This window comes from Pseudomonas sp. LBUM1645 (assembly GCF_059716185.1).
In genome coordinates this window covers 6373024-6389360 of the sequence record NZ_CP166811.1, presented here as the reverse complement: position 1 = coordinate 6389360, position 16337 = coordinate 6373024, and the positions used below count along the sequence as shown (strand labels likewise).

Genomic DNA, 16337 nt, shown 5'->3' with positions numbered 1-16337 from the left:
GGCGTCGAAAACGTAGGAGTATACGGCCAAATACTGGATGGATGCACACTATCAAACGAGCGGATTTGTGTCTTACATGAAGAGTCTGTCAGCGGAGCGCGTCAAAGCGTCGCGATATACCCCGTCAATCGATGGGACTGGTAGAATCGCCGCCGGTTCACATGAGGTTTTTCCATGCACGATCCCCACAGCGAACGCATGAGTGGCAGTGAGACACGCGCAGCAAGCGGTCTGGCCCTGGTGTTCGCCTTCCGTATGCTTGGCATGTTCATGGTGTTGCCGGTACTGGCGACCTATGGGATGGATCTGGCAGGAGCGACCCCGGCCCTCATCGGGCTGGCGATTGGCGCTTACGGCCTGACCCAGGCGATCTTCCAGATTCCTTTCGGCTTTATTTCCGACCGGATCGGTCGTCGTCCGGTGATTTACCTGGGGCTGATCGTCTTCGCCCTCGGTAGCGTGCTGGCGGCTAATGCCGACTCGATCTGGGGCGTGATTGCCGGACGAATCCTGCAAGGCGCCGGGGCGATTTCCGCCGCGGTGATGGCGCTGTTGTCAGACCTGACCCGGGAACAGCACCGGACCAAAGCCATGGCCATGATCGGCATGACGATCGGTCTGTCATTCGCTGTCGCGATGGTTGTAGGACCGTTGCTGACCCGCGCCTTTGGCCTGTCCGGGTTGTTCCTCGCCACGGGCGGCATGGCGCTGTTCGGCATCGTGATCGTGATGTTCATGGTGCCGCGCGCCACCAGCCCTTTGCAGCACCGCGAGTCCGGCGTTGCACGCCAGGCGCTGATACCGACGCTCAAGCATCCGGACCTGCTGCGCCTGGACCTGGGCATTTTTGTGTTACATGCGATGTTGATGTCGAGCTTCGTCGCATTGCCGCTGGCTCTGGTCGAAAAAGCCGGGCTGCCCAAAGAACAGCACTGGTGGGTCTACCTCACAGCGCTGCTGATCTCCTTCTTCGCCATGATCCCGTTCATTATCTACGGCGAGAAGAAACGCAAAATGAAACGAGTTTTATTGGGCGCCGTCGCGACGCTGATGCTCACTGAGCTATTCTTCTGGCAGTTCGGCGATAGCTTGCGGGCTCTGGTGATCGGCACGGTGGTGTTCTTTACCGCGTTCAATCTGCTGGAAGCTTCGTTGCCATCGCTGATCAGCAAGGTTTCACCGGCAGGCGGCAAAGGCACGGCGATGGGGGTTTATTCCACCAGCCAGTTCCTCGGTTCGGCGCTGGGCGGGATCCTCGGCGGTTGGCTTTTCCAGCATGGCGGTTTGTCGGTTGTCTTCCTCGGATGCGCCGGCCTGGCTGCCCTCTGGCTGGCCTTTGCTGTTACCATGCGCGAACCACCTTATGTCACGAGCCTGCGCTTGCCGTTGTCGCCCGAGGCGATCCGCGAAGCGGGTCTGGTTGAGCGCCTGAAGGCCGTCGTAGGGGTAACAGATGCGGTGATCGTTGCTGATGAAGCGGCGATTTACATCAAATTGGACACAGAACTATTGGATCGCACGACCCTTGAGCGCTTGGTGAACAACCCGGCCGAGGCAGCGTGCGTAGCCTAGGAGAACGTTATGGCCCGTGGGGTTAACAAAGTCATATTGGTCGGCACTTGCGGCCAGGATCCCGAAGTTCGCTACTTGCCTAACGGTAACGCCGTGACCAACCTGAGTCTGGCGACCAGCGAACAGTGGACCGACAAGCAAACCGGTCAGAAAGTCGAGAAGACCGAATGGCACCGTGTGTCGATGTTCGGCAAAGTTGCCGAGATCGCCGGCGAGTATCTGCGTAAAGGTTCGCAGGTCTACATCGAAGGCAAGCTGCAGACCCGCGAGTGGGAAAAAGACGGTATCAAGCGTTACACCACTGAAATCGTGGTCGACATGCAAGGCACCATGCAACTGTTGGGCGGCCGTCCACAGCAGGGCGACCAACAAGGCGGGGGCAATAACTACCAGCAGTCCGCCCCGGCCCCACGCCAACAGGCTCCGCGTCCGCAGCAGTCGACAGCTCCGCAACAGTCGCGTCAGGCTCCGGCTCCACAGCAGGCTGCTCCGCAACCGGCTCCGGATTTCGACAGCTTTGATGACGATATTCCGTTCTAAAAAGCAGCTATCCAGTCAGTAACAAAAAAAGCGAAGCCATCTGGCTTCGCTTTTTTGTGGGTGCTGTTAACTGGATAAAGCAGTCACGTTAGCCCGCGCGGTATGCAGTTTTTTGTAGCTCTCGATCAAGCGCAAGTGCCTATCGAGCCCTTCCAGTTTCATGCTGGTCGGCGTCAAACCATGGAAGCGCACGCTGCCATCGACCGAGCCGATCACTGCATCCATTCGTTCGTTGCCAAACATCCGGCGGAAATTGGCCTCGTAGTCTTCCAGTTCCAGGTCTTCGTCCAGCTTCATCTCCAGCACCGCGTTGACGGCTTGGTAGAACAAGCCGCGCTCAACCGTGTTGTCGTTGTACTGCAGGAACATCTCCACCGCCTCTTTCGCCTCTTCAAATTGCTGCAAGGCGAGATAAATCAGCAGCTTCAACTCCAGGATCGTCAGCTGACCCCAGGCCGTATTGTCGTCAAACTCGATGCCGATCAGGGAGGTGATATCGGTGTAGTCATCCAGCTCACTTTCCACCAGGCGTTCAACCAGCGCTCGCAGTTCGTCTTCGTCCAGGCGATGCAGGTTCAGGATATCGGCGCGGAAGAACAGCGCTTTGTTGGTGTTATCCCAGATCAGGTCGTCCACCGGATAGATCTCCGAGTAGTCCGGTACCAGGATGCGGCATGCCGTCGCGCCGATATGCTCGTAGACCGCCATATACACTTCTTTGCCCATGCCTTCGAGAATGCCGAACAAAGTCGCGGCTTCATCGGTATTCGAGTTTTCACCCTGGCCGGAGAAGTCCCACTCGACGAATTCGTAATCCGACTTGGAGCTGAAGAAGCGCCACGACACCACGCCGCTGGAATCGATGAAGTGCTCGACGAAGTTATTCGGCTCGGTCACCGCATGGCCTTCAAACGTCGGCTGGGGCAAGTCGTTGAGGCCTTCGAAGCTGCGGCCCTGGAGCAGTTCGGTCAGGCTGCGCTCCAGCGCCACTTCCAGGCTCGGGTGCGCGCCGAACGAGGCGAACACACCGCCGGTACGCGGGTTCATCAACGTGACGCACATCACCGGGAATTCACCGCCCAGGGATGCATCCTTCACCAATACGGGGAACCCTTGCTCTTCCAGCGCCTGAATACCCGCCAGTATCCCTGGGTACTTCGCCAGCACATCGGCGGGCACATCCGGCAGTGCAAATTCACCTTCGATGATTTCGCGTTTTACCGCGCGCTCGAAGATCTCCGACAGGCATTGCACTTGGGCTTCGGCCAGCGTGTTGCCGGCACTCATGCCGTTGCTCAGGAACAGGTTTTCAATCAGGTTGGACGGGAAATACACCACTTCGCCGTCCGACTGGCGCACGTATGGCAGCGAGCAGATGCCGCGCTCTTCATTGCCCGAGTTGGTGTCGATCAGGTGGGAGCCACGCAACTCGCCGTCGCGGTTGTAAATCTTCAGGCAGTACGCGTCGAGGATTTCGGCCGGCAGTTCATCTTTACGGCCAGGCTTGAACCAGCGTTCGTCCGGGTAATGCACAAACGGCGCGTTGGCGATCTCTTCGCCCCAGAACTGATCGTTGTAGAAGAAGTTGCAGTTGAGTCGCTCGATAAACTCGCCCAACGCCGACGCCAGCGCGCCTTCCTTGGTTGCGCCCTTGCCGTTGGTAAAGCACATCGGCGAGTGCGCATCGCGGATATGCAGCGACCACACGTTGGGAACGATATTGCGCCACGAGGCGATTTCAATCTTCATGCCCAGGTCCGCCAGAATGGCCGACATATTGGCGATTGTCTGCTCCAGCGGCAGATCCTTGCCCGCGATATAGGTGTGCGCCTCTGAATTAGACGCAGGCATCAGCAACGCCTGGGCATCGGCGTCGAGGTTTTCCACTTCTTCGATCACAAACTCAGGCCCGGCTTGCACCACTTTTTTCACGGTGCAACGGTCGATGGAACGCAGGATGCCCTGGCGGTCCTTGTCGGAAATATCCGCCGGCAACTCGACCTGGATCTTGAAGATCTGGTTGTAGCGGTTTTCCGGATCAACAATGTTGTTCTGCGACAGGCGGATGTTTTCGGTGGGAATACTGCGAGTGTCGCAGTACAGCTTCACGAAATAAGCCGCACACAACGCCGACGAAGCCAGGAAGTAGTCGAACGGACCCGGTGCCGAGCCATCGCCCTTGTAGCGGATAGGTTGATCGGCCACCACCGTGAAGTCGTCGAACTTGGCTTCAAGTCGAAGGTTGTCGAGAAAGTTGACCTTGATTTCCATGGGGGATTACCAGAATAACGGCTAGACATTTGGCCGCCATTATCCGGCTTTTCGGCCGTAAGTCTCAGAAAAAGGCCAGTCGCGTGCGCACGCGACTGGCCTTCTTTGTTTCGGGAGCGTCGAATTGCAGCACCTGACGCAGAAGCGTTGATCAGTGATGCGCCGCCAGGAGCTCGTCAGTGGACACCACGCTGGCATAGGCAAAACCCAGGGCTGACATAAAGGCTGCGTGCACGTGGGCTGCCGGAACGGTGACGCCGTTGAACTCCAGGTCACGTGAGGCACAGGCGTCGTGGATCACTGTGACGCTGTAGCCAAAGTCGGCGGCGGCGCGGGTGATGCCATCGATGCACATGTGGCTCATGCTGCCGACGACCACCAATTCCTTGATGCCTTGTTCGTCGAGGATCGATTTCAGATCGGTTTCGCGGAACGAGTTGACGAAGTGCTTGAGCACGACCGGCTCATCGGCGCGGTTGAGGACTTTAGGGTGCAGCTTCGCGCCCTCGGAGCCCGGCGTGAAGAAGGGCGCTTCGTCGGAGGTGAATTCGTGGCGGATGTGCACCACCGAATCACCGGCATCGCGGAAGGCTTTGAGCAGACGAACGGCATTGTCCGCCGCGGCATCGGCGCCGACCAGCGGCCACTTGCCTTGGGGGAAGTAGTCATTTTGGATATCAACTACGATGAGTGCTTGCTTGGCCATGACTGTTTCCTCGAAGTGCTTGTTGGTGTGGAATGAAGTATTGGGTCTGGCAAGCCGTCCGAGGATTGGCCGCACCGACAATAGAAGGGGGAAAACTGACAATGGACGCAGAAAGGCCAATCGCCGAGCTGGGCGTGCTGATTTATCCCGGTGCGCAGATGGCGGCGGTGCATGGATTGACAGACTTGTTCGGGGTGGCGAACCGGATTGCCGCCGAGCATCAGGCGGCGCAGTTGCCGCTGCTGCGAGTCAGCCATTGGCAGGTTGATGGCGATCAGATGCCCGAGCGAGTCTACGACAGTCATCCCGCACCTGAGGGCGCGTTGGTGGCGGTGCTAATTCCACCGTCGATTGCAGGTTTTTCCGAAGGCCAGGCACCGCAGGGGCTGATTCGCTGGCTGCGTCAGCAACACGCCAATGGCGCAACACTCGGCGGGGTTTGTGTGGGGTCGATTCTGTTGGCCGAGAGCGGCCTGCTCGACGGTCGCAGCGCCACCACCCACTGGACCTCGGCCAAAGCCTTCGCCGAGCGTTACCCGGCGATCAACCTCAAGGCCGACACCCCCATCGTTGACGACGGCGACCTGATCACCACTGCGGGGCTGATGGCCTGGTCCGAACTGGGCTTGCGTCTGGTCAACCGTCTGCTGGGGCCGAGCATCGCCACCAGTACCGCGCGGTTTCTGGTGGTGGAACACAGCGACAGCGCGAGTGAATGCGGCAGCAATTTTTCACCCATTCTCAGCCATGGCGACGCCTCGATTCTCAAGGTCCAGCATTGGCTGCAGAGCACCGGAGCGACCGATGTGTCAGTGGCGACGATGGCCGAGCGGGCAGGGCTGGAAGAACGCACGTTCCTGCGTCGATTTCGCGCGGCAACCGGACTCAAACCCACCGAGTACTGCCAGCACCTGCGAGTCGGCAAGGCCCGGGAAATGCTCGAGTTCACCAACGGCACCATCGATCACATTGCCTGGACGGTGGGTTATCAGGATCCGAGTGCCTTTCGGGCGACGTTCAAGAAGATTACCGGGTTGGCGCCAAGTGATTACCGGACACGGTTTGGGGTGACACCCTCAGCCGCGACTCGGTAGCCAGATAACAACAGATCAAAATGTGGGAGCGAGCTTGCTCGCGATGGGGCCACCACTTTCAACATGGATGCCGTCTGACACACCGCTATCGCGAGCAAGCTCGCTCCCACATTGGGTCAGTGGAAGGCTTGAGTCGTGCAAAATGCCGGAATCTTGAAGGCTGTCGTGCAGAATCAAGCAGGCACGGTGCCATCATGTTTTTCGTAACTGGCTGATTTGAAAAACGTTTGTCTTTGGCTCCCCTTGGCCTGATCTCTGCACCCCTTCTACTACATTCATCAAACGCAGATTGAAGGGGGACGCATGACCCCAACAAAGCGCAACAAACTGGTGGTCGCCCACTCCGTGCGCCCCGAGGCTCCGTTGCACGAAGTAGAAACCAATCGTGCACTGGCCCGTTGGCTGGCGCAGATCCTGGGGCTTAAATACGGCGGCAGTTACGACCCCGAACTGCACAACGGTCGAGACCTTTATTTGCTGCCAACCCAGACGCTTGTTGGCGCCGCTGCTGCCCGGCAATTAGGCGTCAAGGGGCCGGAGGATTTGTGGGGCGGTTACGTCGACCATGATTTCATCTGCACCAAAGCCATCAGTCACGGGCTGCGCAACAAAGATGCTCACGCACCGGAAGGCTGGTCACCGTTGTTTTCCGAACGGGTGCGAAGCGTGGTGCTCGACGGCCTCAGTGTTTTTTCCATGGACGATGCGCGTCCTGCGGCGGAGCATCTGCTCTACAGCGGCCCGATCCGCATCAAGCCGATTCATGCCTGCGCCGGACGCGGTCAGGAAGTGATCAAAAGCCTCGACCAGTTCGATGCCATCCTCGCCAGACCCGAGGCCAAAGCGCTGTTCACTGAAGGGGTGGTGCTGGAGCAGGACCTGGACCAAGTGATCACCCACAGCGTCGGTCAGAGTTTTATCGGCGACACGGTGCTGAGTTATTGCGGTGATCAATACTTGACCGAAGACGGTCAGGGCGAGCAGGTTTATGGAGGGTCCAACCTGCTGGTAGTGCGGGGTCACTACGATGATCTGCTCGAACTGGAACTGCCAGACGATATTCAGCTGGCGATCCGACAGGCGCAAGTGTTCGACCGTGCCGCGGATGAGGCTTATCCCGGTTTCTACGCCTCGCGGCGCAACTACGACATCGCTCAAGGTGTCGACAGTAATGGCAAACAGCGCAGCGGTGTGCTCGAGCAGTCCTGGCGGATGGGCGGTGCCAGCAGCGCCGAAGTTGCCGCCTTGCAGAGTTTCGTCAACGACCCCGGAATGCGCGCGATTCGCGTGTCTTCGGTCGAGACCTACATCGACCAGCCGCTGCCGGCGGACGCCATCGAGGTGTATCGCGGGCCGGCGCAAAACAGTGACTTTCTTCTCAAGTACGTAACGGTTAAATCCTATGACGGCTAGAAGCGAAACCATTCAGATCGACATCGACGATGAACAGATGGTCGGGACTTTTCTCAGCCCCAAATCAAAAGTCCCCGGCGTCCTCTTTGTGCACGGCTGGGGCGGCAGTCAGGAGCGGGACCTGGAGCGGGCGAAAGGCATCGCCGGTTTAGGTTGCGTTTGCCTGACGTTCGACTTGCGCGGGCACACCGGCGGGGCCGGAATTGCGCTGAGTCGAGTCACGCGCGAAGACAACCTGCGCGATCTGCTGGCGGCGTATGACCGCTTGCTCGCGCACCCGGCGCTCGATACATCGGCGATTGCCGTGGTCGGCACCAGTTATGGCGGTTACCTGGCCTCGATCCTGACGTCATTGCGTCCGGTGCGTTGGCTGGCGCTGCGGGTGCCGGCGCTGTATCGCGATGATCAATGGCACACGCCCAAGCGTGACCTGAACAAGCTCGATTTACGTGATTACCGCAGCACGTTAGTCCGCGCCGACAGCAATCGTGCGCTGCATGCCTGTTCGCAATTCACCGGGGATGTGCTGCTGGTCGAATCGGAGACCGACGACCATGTGCCCCACGCAACCATCATGAGTTACCGCGCGGCCTGTCAGCAGACTCACTCACTGACCCACCGGATTATCGACGGCGCCGATCACGCCTTGAGCGAACCTGTTTCGCAACAGGCATACACCTCGATCCTGGTGGGCTGGATCACCGAAATGGTAGTGGGCGAGCGGTTGAGCATTATTCAGTCATCGTAAAAAGATCGCAGCCTTCGGCAGCTCCTACAGTGGAATGTGAACACCCTGTAGGAGCTGCCGAAGGCTGCGATCTTTTGATCTTGCTTCTAATCCCGAGGCTTTTTCGCTATTCGCAACGACTTGGCCTTGGCCTCAACAACGAGGTACATCACCAGGGTAATTAGTAGCGGCAGGATGAAATAGATCGCCCGATAGGCCAGCAATCCGGCCACCAGGCTGCCTCGGGACACCTCATGTTGCAGCAGCGCCACGAACACCGCTTCTAGCACGCCAAGCCCGGCAGGAATGTGCGTGATGACCCCGGCAATCGCGCTGATCAGCAATACCCCGAGCACCAGCGGGTAATCCAGTTTGCTCGGCAGCAAGGTGAAAATCACCGCCGCCATCAGCGACCAGTTCAGCGCCCCGAGGGCCAGTTGCAGCACTGCCATGCGCAGGGACGGCAGGTCGATTTCCACCCCGCGTATCGCCCATTCCCGACGCTTGGAAAACTGACACGCTGCCAGATACCCTGCACTCACCAGCAGCAACAACACCCCCACACCTTGCAACGCATCAGTGCTCAGCTTCCAGCCTGGCGGCATTCGCACCAGTCCGCTGCTGAACACCGCCCCGGCAATCACCATGTAACCGAACCAGTTTGTCGCGAGGCTCAACCCGAGAATTTTCGCGATGTTGCCCTTGCTCACCCCGAGTCGCGAATACAGCCGATAACGCATGGCAATGCCGCCGACCCAGGCACTCAGATTGAGGTTGAAGGCATAGCTGATAATCCCCACCGGCAGGATCTGCTTCCACGTCAGGTCCTGGCGAATGTAGGTACGGCCGATCAAGTCGAAGCAGGCGTAGACCAGAAAACTCACCACGGTCAGACCAGACGCGATGATCAGCGTGCGCACCTTGAAATCTGCGAGGTTGTCGAACACTTCATCCCATTCGATGCGCTGGGCAAGCATCGTGAACAGCACGATCAGCGCCAGGAAAAACAGCATTGTCAGCGGCCGTTTCCAGCGGCTCCAGCGGGATTTGCCTGGCGTTTCGGCGTGGGTCGCCGGTTGTGTATCAGAGTGGCTCATCAGGTGTCACTCCCGGCGGAATGAGAAAAAGGTTTCAGGCGCGGCTTGTGCGCCGGCAGCCAACCGGCCCAGGCCGGGAAGTGCCGCAGAAAGTGAAACACCAGAAAGCCGACGGTCATGTGCCAGACCCGCCCGCGCGGGGACTTGTCTGCGGACATGACCTTGCAATGGTTGTTACTCAGGTCTTCGAGGCGCTCGAACAGGTCGCGGTTGAAGGCGCGATCTCGGATCAACACATTGGCTTCCAGGTTCAAGGACAGGCTCAACGGGTCGAGGTTGCTCGAACCGACGGTGCTCCAATCCTCATCCACCAGCGCGACTTTGCCGTGCAGCGGACGGTCGCAATATTCGTAAATCTGCACGCCGGATTTGAGCAGGTAGTCATAGGTCATGCGCGCGGCGAGTTTGGCCGCCAGCATATCGGGCTGACCTTGCAGGATCAGTCGCACATCGACGCCACGGCGCGCCGCGTTGCGGATCTCGCGCAGCAGGCGATAGCCCGGAAAGAAGTAGGCATTGGCGATCACCACCCGGCGCTGGGCACTGCGCAGCACCTGTCGGTAAACCTCTTCGATGTCGGTCGGATGCTCGCCGTTGTCGCGGTACACCAGGCGAACCTGGCCGTCATGATCGGTGAACGCCAGCTCCGAGCGCCGTTGCCTGCGTCGTTGCCACCAGTATTTGGCGCGAGCCGGGCGACCGCATTGCAGCAGGGCGAAGTGATGGATGTCGGCCACCGCCGGGCCTTGCACTTCAACGGAATAATCCTGCTTGGCCTCAGGGCCGAAGTCGGCCAGATGGTCGGCCGAAAAGTTGATGCCGCCGATGAACGCAATCGTGCCATCGACCACCACGATCTTGCGGTGCAGGCGGCGGAACCAGTTGGTGCGGATGCCCAGATGTTTGGGCGCAGGGTCGAAAATCTGGATGCGCACGCCGGCCTCACTCAGGGCTGTGAGGTATCCCGTGCCCAGTTCACCACAGCCAAAGCCATCGAGATTGGCGGTGATCCGTACACCGCGTTGAGCGGCGGCGATAAGGACTTCCTGCAGCTCGTTACCGACCTTGTCCTCGAACACAATGAAGGTTTCCAGCAGGATTTCAGTCTTGGCCTGACGCATGGCCTCGAACACCCGAGGGAAATAATCTTCACCATTCTCCAGCAGCTCTACGCGGTTGTTGCCTTGCCAGCCATATTCGACGTCGACCACGCCCGGTTCACGGACCGGCGGGGTTGTGGATAAGTGCTCCACGTTGGTTTTATCCATCGACGGGCTGCTCATAGCTCGATCTCCACCGACAGCGGTGCATGGTCGGAAAGGTGTGACCAGGGTCGCGCGGCCAGCACTTGCGGCTGACTGGCCTTGAGGTTGCGCACATAGATGCGGTCAAGGCGCAGCGCTGGCAATCGCGCTGGAAAACTGCGCGCCGGTTTGCCGTGGAGTTCGGCGAAAACCTCCCGTAGACCACTGGGTTTGAGCAGCGCGTCGGCACGCTGGCGCCAGTCGTTGAAGTCACCGGCAACGATCACCGGAGCATCGCTGGGCAGTTCTTCGAGGCGCTGGGCCAGCAACTTGAGCTGTTCGGTCCGGTGGGTTTCGCGAAGGCCCAGATGCACGCAAATGGCATGCACTTCCTGGCCGTCACCGGGCAGGCGCAGCACGCAATGCAGGATGCCGCGGTTCTCATGACCGCTGATGGAAACGTCGAGGTTGTCGTGGCGAATGATCTGGAATTTCGACAGCAACGCATTGCCGTGATCGCCCGCCGGATAGACCGCGTTGCGCCCATAGGCGAACTGCGGCCATAGGGTGTCGGCGAGGAATTCGTATTGCGGCATCGCCGGCCAATTGCTGTAGCGCTGGGGGTGCTGCTCGTGGGTGCCGTGGACTTCCTGCAAAAACACCACGTCGGCGGACACGCTGCGCACCGCTTCGCGTAATTCGGGCAGGATGAAACGCCGGTTGAGCGCGGTGAAACCCTTGTGCGTGTTGACCGTCAGCACGGTAAAGCGGCGCACGGAGGTGATGATGGGTTGCTGTTCGTCGGTGGTGCCGACCGGTTCGGAAATGCTCATGACAGCACTCCTTCGGCGGCCAGTTCACCGGGACGGGTGGCGAGGTCTTTATCCAGATGAAAACGCTCCAGCAAGCGGCGGGCATCGAAGGGTGCGCGGACTTTGATGTCGTTGTCGAAGTAGCAAAACACCTCACGGGACTTGCACGCCTTGGGCTTTTGCCGGGGTGCGATCAGTTGTGGGTCGGGCGGTTGCTGGCCGTGGTACCAGGCCTCGATCCGGTCACCCCAGCGTTTCAGCGCCTCGGGGGTGTAACCGCTGGCATAGAGTTCTTCGGCACCGTGCAGGCGCAGGTAAACGAAGTCGCTGGTGAGGTCTTCGCGGTACGGCCATTTACCGGCGGTGTCGGCGATGACGAGGGCCGCGTTATAGCGTTTGAGCAGGCGGATGAAGGCGGGGTCGACGAAGCTCTCGTTTCTGATTTCTACGGCGTGGCGCAAAGGCTTTTTCCCGTAGGCCTTCATGCTGGCGTGACCGTTCACGTGCGCATCATTCTGGCGGGCGAGGGCGGCGGCCTCTTCGGTGTTGTGCGGCAATTGTTCCAGAAAGGTTTCGAACAGCTCGGCATCGAATTTGAAGTTGGGTGGGAATTGCCAGAGGATCGGGCCGAGTTTTTCCTTGAGTTCCAGCACCCCGGAGGCAAAGAAATTCGCCAGGGGTTTATGGATCTCCCGCAGTCGCCTGATGTGGGTGATGAAACGCGGGGCTTTGACGCTGAAAACGAAGCCCCTCGGGGTTTCGGTGTACCACTGGGCATAACGTTCAGGCCGTTGCAGGGCGTAAAACGATCCATTGATTTCGATGCTGTTGACCGCCCGTGAGGCGAATTGCAATTCGCGCTTGTGGGTCAGCCCCTTCGGGTAGAAATCCCCCCGCCAGGGCGTGTAGCGCCAGCCTGAAATTCCTATGTGGATCGCCGCCATGTCGCCTCCCGTCTAATGGTTCTCGGACTACCCCTGTCTTTTGATGACTGCGGGGCGGGCGAGAAAGTTTCGACGGGACTACGGACGGTTAAAGCAAAGATCGCAGCCTTCGGCAGCTCCTACAGGGGGCATGTGAACACCTGTAGGAGCTGCCGAAGGCTGCGATCTTTTGATCTTTCAATGCCCAGCGACGATGCGGGCCGCGCCGTCAGTCGGTTCGGCATACACCGGACCCAACCGGTCAAGACGACCGCTCCACGCGGTCAGGGCCAACGCGACCAACACCACCAGACCACCGATCCACGCGGTGTGGATCAGCCCCATGTGAGCAACGATCAAGCCACCGCCCCACGCACCCCCAGCAATGCCGAGGTTGAACGCGGCGATGTTCAGGCCCGACGCTACGTCCACCGCATGCGGGGTGTGATGTTCGGCCTGACGCACCACGTAAACCTGCAAGCCCGGCACATTGCCGAACGCAACCGCGCCCCAGACCAGCACGGTGGCTAGGGCCAGCCATGGATTGCCAGCGGTGAAGGTCAGTACGAACAACACCGCAGCGAGCAGGGCGAAGATGATTTTCAGGGCGCTGATCGGGCCGCGTTTGTCCGCCAGTTTGCCGCCCCAGATATTACCGACGGCCACCGAGATGCCGTAGACCAGCAGCACCAGGCTGACGGTGCTGGCGCTGAAGCCGGAAATGTCCTGAAGAATCGGTGCCAGGAAGGTGAAGGCAATGAACGAGCCGCCGTAACCGACCGCGGTCATGGCGTACACCAGCAACAGACGCGGTTGCTTAAGCACCTGCAATTGCTGCAACAGTGAAGCCGGTTTGCTGTGGGCAATGTTTTTCGGCACGTAAAGCAGGCTACCGATGAACGCGATCACACCCAGTGCAGAAACCGCGAGGAAGGTTTCACGCCAGCCGAAATGCTGACCGATAAAGGTCCCCAGTGGCACGCCGGTAACCAGTGCCACGGTCAGGCCGGTGAACATGATGGCGATCGCGCTGGCGGCTTTTTCCTTCGGCACGAGGCTCGTGGCGATGGTCGAGCCGATCGAGAAAAACACCCCGTGGGCCAGGCCGGTGACGATCCGCGCAATGATCAGCGACTCGTAACTCGGCGCTTTCCAGGCCAGCAGGTTGCCGAGGGTGAACAGCACCATCAGCGACAACAGCAGCCTTTTGCGCGGGACTTTGCCGGTGAGGGCGGTCAGCACCGGGGCGCCAATGGCAACGCCCAATGCGTAGAGACTGACCAGCAGGCCGGCGGACGGCAGGCTGACGCCGAGGTCGGCGCCGATGGTGGGTAACAGGCCAACGATGACGAACTCGGTCGTCCCGATGGCGAAGGCGCTGAGGGTCAGCGCGAGCAAGGCAATGGGCATGGCTGCAACTCCGGTGGGTTTGATTGATGGAGCGCAGTGTCGGGGTTTGGGTTATGTAGAAAAATACAGGGATGGGCATTTGATATTTGCGTGTAGATCAAATATCGAAAGGGTTAAAGGTTTTTCAGCTGCAACGCAGACCCTGTAGCAGCTGGCGAAGCCTGCGTCCGGCTGCGCAGCAGTCGTAAAGTCAGACACGGCGGTGTGTCAGATTCACCGTGCACTCAGGGTTCACGACTGCTGCGCAGCCGGACGCAGGCTTCGCCAGCTGCTACACGGATTGGGTTATGGCCGCATTAGCTGGTTATCTCCCGGCCAAAACCGAACTTGCCTACACTTTCCCGATCAGTTCCTTACAGACCCTTTTGCAGGAGCACCGCGTTTGTTCAAGTTCAAGACCGCGATACTACTGGGGGCATTGCTGATTCTGGGCAGCAACGAGCTGGAGGCTGCCGCACTACCGGGTGTGCCGGCGGCGGCCACCGCCGCGACACCACTGGCCCACCCCGAACCGCTGGTACAGGGGGGTTTGCTGGGTGCCATCAGTTCGAGCATTGAGGAAGTTCAGGGCAAACTCGATCTCAACGAGGACTTGCTCGACGCTTGGCGTCTGCGTGCAGACCGGGCAGCGGTTGAGGTGGATCAACTGGTCAATCGTCCATCGGCTCGTTCGAGTTGGAGCGTGGCGGGGGATTTCCTGCTGTTGTCCGGTGTGTGGATGGGCGTTTTTGCGCTGCTCTGGCTGCTGGGAGGGCTGCTCACCAAACGTCTGTGTCAGAACCGCCTGCTGCTCACTCGCGAGCGCGGTCAGGCTTTACTCGGTTATGTGTTGCCCTACACGGTTCCGGCGCTGATCAGCCTGCCGCTGACGCTGTATGTCAGCCATTTCTTGCAAGTGTCCGCCGGCCGGGCGCTGGCATTGTGTTTCGCCTATGCCACCAGCAGCGGCATTTTCGCCGCGTCATTGTTGTTGTCGCTGGTGGTGCTGTTCAACGCCGGCCACAAGCGCCGGGCGGTGCAGATTATTCGTCAGTACAGCCCACGACCGCTGTTTTTGATGGGCTTCCTCGTGGCCCTGAGCGACGCCTTGACCAGTCCGCAGATCGCTCGCCTGCTCGGCGGCAATCTCACCAGCAGCGTCGCGGTGTTCACTGGGGTGGCGGCCTCGGTCACCTTTGGCTTTTTGGTGATCAAGATGCGTCGTCCGGTCGCCCATCTGATCCGCATTTTGCCGTTGGCCCAGCGCCTCAGTCAGCCGGCCGTGCGTGAAATGTTGCGGGTCTTTTCCGGGCTCTGGTACTGGCCGATTCTGTTGATGGTGCTGGTGTCAGTGATCAACCTGATCGGCATTGGCGATGACAACCAGAAAGTACTGCGCTGTGCGCTGTTTACCACGGTGTTGTTGATTGCGATGGTGTTTCTCAGCACGTCGCTTCATCACCTGTTCAAGTCGCGCAGCGAGTTGGCCGTGCGCCGCAGCAGTGCCTACAAAGAACGCTTTCTCAGCCTTTCGCACGCGTTGTTGCGCATCGCCCTGGCGATTGTTTTCATCGATATCCTGGGGCGCATCTGGGGCGTGTCGCTGTTTGAGTTTGCGGTGAGCAATTCGGTCGGCCGGGCGATCAGCGATTCCCTGAGCCGTATCGGTTTGATTTTCCTGGTGACCTGGATGGGCTGGGTGGTGTTGGATACGGCGATTCAGGAAGCCCTGAAGCCACCCGTTAACAAACGCTCGGCGCGCCAACCCAGTACCCGAACCAAAACCATCCTGCCGCTGCTGCGCAACGCGATCAAAATCATCCTGGTGGTGATCTGCGCCATCACCACCATGGCTAACCTGGGGATCAACGTTGCACCCTTTCTGGCCGGTGCCGGTGTCGTGGGGCTGGCGATCGGTTTCGGTTCCCAGCAACTGGTGCAGGACGTGATCACCGGGTTGTTCATCATCATCGAAGACACGTTGTCGATTGGCGATTGGGTGGTGCTCGACTCTGGCCACGCCGGCACTGTCGAAGGCCTGACTATTCGCACCTTGCGCTTGCGCGACGGCAAGGGGTTTGTGCACTCCGTGCCGTTCGGTCAGATCAAGGCCGTGACCAATCAATCGCGGCAATTTGCCTATGCATTTTTCTCAGTGCAGTTCACCTACGACACCGATGTCGACAAGGCTATCGAGTTGATCCGCGAGGCCGGGGATTCCATTCGCGACGATGCGTTCCTCAAGTACAACCTGCAAGGGCCGCTGGATGTGTTTGGGGTCGACAAGATGGACCTTAACGGCGTGGTGCTGACGGCACAGTTCCGCACCGTGTCGGGTGGGCAATACGCGGTGAGTCGGGCGTTCAACCAACGTTTGAAAAAGCTTGTGGATAACAGTCCGTGGGTGCATTTCGCGCAGACTTATCCACAGCAGGTTTTGATGCCCAGACAGGCTGTTGAGCCGATGCAAAGTGATGGGATTGCATCGGAACATTCATCGGTGTTCCTGCCTGATCAGCCGAGAACTCAATGATTTGTGTTGGGGCTGA

The 16337-nt window shown here is 59.4% G+C and carries 13 protein-coding genes; 6 read left to right on the top strand and 7 right to left on the bottom strand.

Annotated elements, in window-relative coordinates; genetic code table 11:
- The first annotated feature begins 174 nt into the window (after positions 1–174).
- Together ACA079_RS29080 and ACA079_RS29075 are read left to right on the top strand one after the other, a co-directional pair.
- Entirely contained in the window at positions 175–1572 is a 1398-nt protein-coding gene (locus ACA079_RS29080; protein WP_497701797.1) for an MFS transporter, read from the top strand.
- 9 nt (positions 1573–1581) lie between these two features.
- Positions 1582–2112: a single-stranded DNA-binding protein gene (locus tag ACA079_RS29075; protein WP_497701796.1), complete on the top strand. Its 531-nt coding sequence runs from the start codon at positions 1582–1584 to the stop codon at positions 2110–2112.
- 66 nt (positions 2113–2178) lie between these two features.
- Here ACA079_RS29075 and ACA079_RS29070 read toward each other — a convergent pair whose 3' ends face one another.
- Positions 2179–4383 carry an OsmC domain/YcaO domain-containing protein gene (locus ACA079_RS29070; RefSeq protein ID WP_497701795.1) on the bottom strand — a complete coding sequence of 735 codons (2205 nt, stop codon included), beginning with the start codon at positions 4381–4383 and terminating at the stop codon, positions 2179–2181.
- A 151-nt stretch (positions 4384–4534) separates the two neighbouring features.
- The gene (locus ACA079_RS29065; RefSeq protein ID WP_497701794.1) at positions 4535–5089 is read right to left on the bottom strand and encodes a cysteine hydrolase family protein; all 555 of its coding nucleotides are present in this window, start codon (positions 5087–5089) and stop codon (positions 4535–4537) included.
- A gap of 101 nt (positions 5090–5190) precedes the next feature.
- On the opposite strand from ACA079_RS29065, the gene ACA079_RS29060 reads away from it, so the two are divergent.
- The 3 genes from ACA079_RS29060 to ACA079_RS29050 all read left to right on the top strand — a co-directional run bounded on the left by ACA079_RS29060 (position 5191) and on the right by ACA079_RS29050 (position 8344).
- A complete protein-coding gene (locus ACA079_RS29060) occupies positions 5191–6183 on the top strand; it encodes a GlxA family transcriptional regulator (RefSeq protein WP_497701793.1) in 993 nt (330 codons plus the stop codon).
- Positions 6184–6486: 303 nt separating this feature from the next.
- Positions 6487–7596 (top strand): DUF3182 family protein, encoded by a 1110-nt coding sequence (locus ACA079_RS29055; protein WP_497701792.1) that lies wholly within the window; start codon positions 6487–6489, stop codon positions 7594–7596.
- Entirely contained in the window at positions 7586–8344 is a 759-nt protein-coding gene (locus ACA079_RS29050; RefSeq protein WP_497701791.1) for an alpha/beta hydrolase family protein, read from the top strand. The genes ACA079_RS29055 and ACA079_RS29050 overlap by 11 nt, the downstream gene beginning before the upstream one ends.
- A gap of 86 nt (positions 8345–8430) precedes the next feature.
- Here the strand turns inward: ACA079_RS29050 and ACA079_RS29045 are convergent, their stop codons facing one another.
- From ACA079_RS29045 to ACA079_RS29025, 5 genes are all read right to left on the bottom strand, one after another.
- Positions 8431–9420 carry a lysylphosphatidylglycerol synthase domain-containing protein gene (locus ACA079_RS29045; RefSeq protein ID WP_497701790.1) on the bottom strand — a complete coding sequence of 330 codons (990 nt, stop codon included), beginning with the start codon at positions 9418–9420 and terminating at the stop codon, positions 8431–8433.
- Complete coding sequence (clsB, locus tag ACA079_RS29040) at positions 9420–10703, bottom strand: cardiolipin synthase ClsB (RefSeq protein ID WP_497701789.1); 1284 nt, start codon at positions 10701–10703, stop codon at positions 9420–9422. The genes ACA079_RS29045 and clsB overlap by 1 nt, the downstream gene beginning before the upstream one ends.
- Positions 10700–11497 (bottom strand): endonuclease/exonuclease/phosphatase family protein, encoded by a 798-nt coding sequence (locus tag ACA079_RS29035; protein WP_415771722.1) that lies wholly within the window; start codon positions 11495–11497, stop codon positions 10700–10702. Before ACA079_RS29035 ends, clsB begins: the two co-directional genes overlap by 4 nt.
- Entirely contained in the window at positions 11494–12420 is a 927-nt protein-coding gene (locus tag ACA079_RS29030) for a DUF72 domain-containing protein (RefSeq protein ID WP_497701788.1), read from the bottom strand. The genes ACA079_RS29035 and ACA079_RS29030 overlap by 4 nt, the downstream gene beginning before the upstream one ends.
- 177 nt (positions 12421–12597) lie before the next feature.
- A complete protein-coding gene (locus ACA079_RS29025; protein ID WP_497701787.1) occupies positions 12598–13809 on the bottom strand; it encodes an MFS transporter in 1212 nt (403 codons plus the stop codon).
- Positions 13810–14191: 382 nt separating this feature from the next.
- On the opposite strand from ACA079_RS29025, the gene ACA079_RS29020 reads away from it, so the two are divergent.
- Positions 14192–16321 (top strand): mechanosensitive ion channel family protein, encoded by a 2130-nt coding sequence (locus ACA079_RS29020; protein ID WP_497701786.1) that lies wholly within the window; start codon positions 14192–14194, stop codon positions 16319–16321.
- Positions 16322–16337 lie beyond the last annotated feature (16 nt).

What these genes read in the sequence shown, in the direction of transcription:
- ACA079_RS29080 (WP_497701797.1), top strand. Translation starts at nt 175, where the DNA reads ATGCACGATCCCCACAGCGAACGCATGAGTGGCAGTGAGACACGCGCA.
- ACA079_RS29075 (WP_497701796.1), top strand. Translation starts at nt 1,582, where the DNA reads ATGGCCCGTGGGGTTAACAAAGTCATATTGGTCGGCACTTGCGGCCAG.
- ACA079_RS29070 (WP_497701795.1), bottom strand. Translation starts at nt 4,383, where the DNA reads ATGGAAATCAAGGTCAACTTTCTCGACAACCTTCGACTTGAAGCCAAG.
- ACA079_RS29065 (WP_497701794.1), bottom strand. Translation starts at nt 5,089, where the DNA reads ATGGCCAAGCAAGCACTCATCGTAGTTGATATCCAAAATGACTACTTC.
- ACA079_RS29060 (WP_497701793.1), top strand. Translation starts at nt 5,191, where the DNA reads ATGGACGCAGAAAGGCCAATCGCCGAGCTGGGCGTGCTGATTTATCCC.
- ACA079_RS29055 (WP_497701792.1), top strand. Translation starts at nt 6,487, where the DNA reads ATGACCCCAACAAAGCGCAACAAACTGGTGGTCGCCCACTCCGTGCGC.
- ACA079_RS29050 (WP_497701791.1), top strand. Translation starts at nt 7,586, where the DNA reads ATGACGGCTAGAAGCGAAACCATTCAGATCGACATCGACGATGAACAG.
- ACA079_RS29045 (WP_497701790.1), bottom strand. Translation starts at nt 9,420, where the DNA reads ATGAGCCACTCTGATACACAACCGGCGACCCACGCCGAAACGCCAGGC.
- clsB (WP_497701789.1), bottom strand. Translation starts at nt 10,703, where the DNA reads ATGAGCAGCCCGTCGATGGATAAAACCAACGTGGAGCACTTATCCACA.
- ACA079_RS29035 (WP_415771722.1), bottom strand. Translation starts at nt 11,497, where the DNA reads ATGAGCATTTCCGAACCGGTCGGCACCACCGACGAACAGCAACCCATC.
- ACA079_RS29030 (WP_497701788.1), bottom strand. Translation starts at nt 12,420, where the DNA reads ATGGCGGCGATCCACATAGGAATTTCAGGCTGGCGCTACACGCCCTGG.
- ACA079_RS29025 (WP_497701787.1), bottom strand. Translation starts at nt 13,809, where the DNA reads ATGCCCATTGCCTTGCTCGCGCTGACCCTCAGCGCCTTCGCCATCGGG.